Origin of the sequence: Aliiroseovarius lamellibrachiae (genome assembly GCF_018599245.1) — a bacterium.
Classification (GTDB): Bacteria; Pseudomonadota; Alphaproteobacteria; order Rhodobacterales; family Rhodobacteraceae; genus Aliiroseovarius; species Aliiroseovarius lamellibrachiae.
Genome location: NZ_JAHEVJ010000019.1, coordinates 1 through 2,589 on the forward strand (window position 1 = coordinate 1; position 2,589 = coordinate 2,589).

General features: G+C 51.2%; 2 protein-coding genes. Both read right to left on the reverse strand.

The genetic code is table 11. The features are described 5' to 3' along the window. Positions 1-81 precede the first annotated feature (81 nt). Positions 82-1,371, reverse strand: coding sequence for a DUF6538 domain-containing protein (locus KKW20_RS16520; RefSeq protein ID WP_214569026.1), 1,290 nt, complete (start codon positions 1,369-1,371; stop codon positions 82-84). A 487-nt stretch (positions 1,372-1,858) separates the two neighbouring features. Next, a complete protein-coding gene (locus tag KKW20_RS16525; protein WP_214569028.1) occupies positions 1,859-2,464 on the reverse strand; it encodes a hypothetical protein in 606 nt (201 codons plus the stop codon). Positions 2,465-2,589: the final 125 nt, after the last annotated feature.

Consider the following 2,589-nt stretch of genomic DNA (forward strand, 5'->3'; position numbering starts at 1 on the left):
GACGCTCGAAGCGCGCCGCTTGCATCACAGGCAACGCGCCGCATAATCAAACCAACCAGATGAGCCAAACTCTCTCTTAGTTTAGGCCGCCTTTGGACCCAAAAACTCTGCCGACGCACACTTTCGCCCGTGACCGTGAATGCGATCCGTCATTTCCTTGCGGGCCACCCTTCGCATCCAGTCTTTATGTGAGTGGCGGATAGAATAGGGGACCTTGCGGAGTTTCACCCAAACCGCTGCCTTCTTCATCGCCTTGACCATGAGCTGAGATGCCGAGCCAGGGCCACCGAGCGCTGCATATCGAGGGAACACGTCCCCTTCGCCGCCTGTCAGGCCTAGCCTCCCCTTCAACACGCCATACCCATCGCCTACCAATGGGACGCTTCGCTCGGACCCTTCTGTCTTGATGGGTCTTCCTCGCTCCGCGTTGATGCGGATGTGAGGGACTTCAGCATCTAGGAACACGTCACTCCAACGGAGGCGGCATAGCTCAGACGGTCTTGCGCCAGTGAACACCAGTAGCGTCCAGAGAGCTTTGATCTCATCGTTACTTCTGGCAATCTCAACCGTACACTTCCTAATTTCGTCCACCGTCAATGCTTCCCGCTTTTCCTTGGCGGGACCGCCGCGCTGGGCTTTCGGCAGTGATACGCTCTCAAAAGGGTTCAAGAGGTTGGGTTGGTTCAATCGCCTCCTAGCGACGTTGTAGACAGCCCTAAGCGATCCAATGCGCTTCTTGACGGTATCCGGGGCTTTGCCCTGGTGAAGCAAACTGTCTCGTAGCTTATAGGCATCCTTGAAGGTCACCTCTGCAAGTTTGGGGTTCTGATCCCCGAGGACCTCACAAAGAACCCGTGCTGCGAGCTCAGTTTGTTTCTTGAGATTTGGAAAGTTGTCTCCGGCTCTCTCGTCCAGGTAAATTTCCACCGCTTGGTCTAGGCGCACATCTGGGGGCTTCACCCCGGCGAACTTCGCCTTCAGGAGCATATCCTGCTTCTTGGGGTCGTTCTCGGCCAGGATCGCATCAGTCATCTTCTGAAAAACGGGAGCCGGTGCGGTCTCCCAGAGTATAGGCCCCTGAGCTGATTGCCCTTCCCCCCAAAGACCGAGGTTCTTGAGGGCCGTTACGCTGGTCTCATACTCCAACCTATCGGGCCCGCCCTTACGGAGCTCAGCAAAAAGACGTTCAACCTCTTGGTGGACGACATGTCTCTTCTGAATTGCCACGTTCTCGTCCTTAGTTTCGAGAGAACGATCCAAAAAAGTCTTACCTATCGCCAGCCGGAGGTCTTCCGGGACCCGCCTTCTGTACCTGTAAACACCTGAGCGGTTTTCTTTTCGGAGATGTGGGATCGACACGGTTAGCCTCATCGCTGTCTTCACTCCAATGTAAAGCGAATGTGAAGCGATTTCCAGCTAAGCTGCTGTTTTATCTGAGTTTTCAAGGATAAATGGTGCCAGAAGAGGACTCGCCACCTACAGAGAGATATTTGGAATAAAAGGAAATACTAGGTTTGTTATTTTCCGATACCCCCAACGACACCCCACACCTGCGCCGTGTTCGGAGATTCGAACACACATTCGGGACCAGTGTTCCCTGCGTATTCGAGGACTCGGCGTCCCATCCGCGAATGTTGCTTCTGTTTCGACATAGCTGATCTCCTTCGTGTTGAAGATCAGCAGACAGAAAATTGCAGCTCACGTCGGTGCCCAAATTTCAGGGGGCAGCACAAACATTTCATATATGGACGCTAAAGCAGCCTTTGAGCCCAAAGACAAAACGTCGCCGAGCTGATCCCGTGCCACCGACACACATTCCGTTCAGGACTTTTGGTCCATCTAGTATAGACAAAACTCTCTACCTAGCAATTGGGCCACGCTTTGATAGCTTGGAGCCATGGCGAAGTCGGTGATTTCTGATTGTAATATGTGCAGAAATAATCTGACGCCATTGCACATCATCTAACCCGAGATGCTTGCGAACCGCATTGTTAGAATAACTAAAAAGTTCATTCTGATCCTCAATACCCTTTGTCATGGCATCAATAAATTTGTTCTTTTGGGTAAAGGAAGCCTTCAGCATATGCATTGGGAGCGCCCTGAATTCTCGCGGGGTAAGCTCGAGTACGCCACCACCATAGAAACGCCCGTCAATTTCGGAGAAAAGTAGTGTTATGGAGTTGTAAAATGATAGGCACAAGTTATCGATATTGAAGTCGGGCTTCATTGTGATTTGGTAAGCGGTATCGGTCGTTAAGATATCTGCAGGGTTGCTGCATATTCTCGGTAAAACGTGAGATCTTTTGAAGAAAAAGCCGTCACTGCTTTTTACAATTGGAATCTTATACCACGGTGTTCGGTGGCGGCATTTGTATCTTTGGTCTAGATTTAGGCTTTCGCCATGTGTGATGTAGTTTTTTGCGTTTTCCGACAATACCCCAACGTCGTTACTGGCAAAATCCAAAAGTGTCTGACGTCAGCGCTTATGGGTCCAAATAGGGCAATTTGATAAGAGAGTGTTTCTGGCTCATCGTGACCACCGAGGAGTGGACGATGAGAAAGACAACCAAGAGCCCCGGCGAGAAGATC

Excerpts from the sequence above, each read along its gene's own strand:
- KKW20_RS16520 (WP_214569026.1), bottom strand. The coding sequence starts at position 1,371 with ATGAGGCTAACCGTGTCGATCCCACATCTCCGAAAAGAAAACCGCTCA.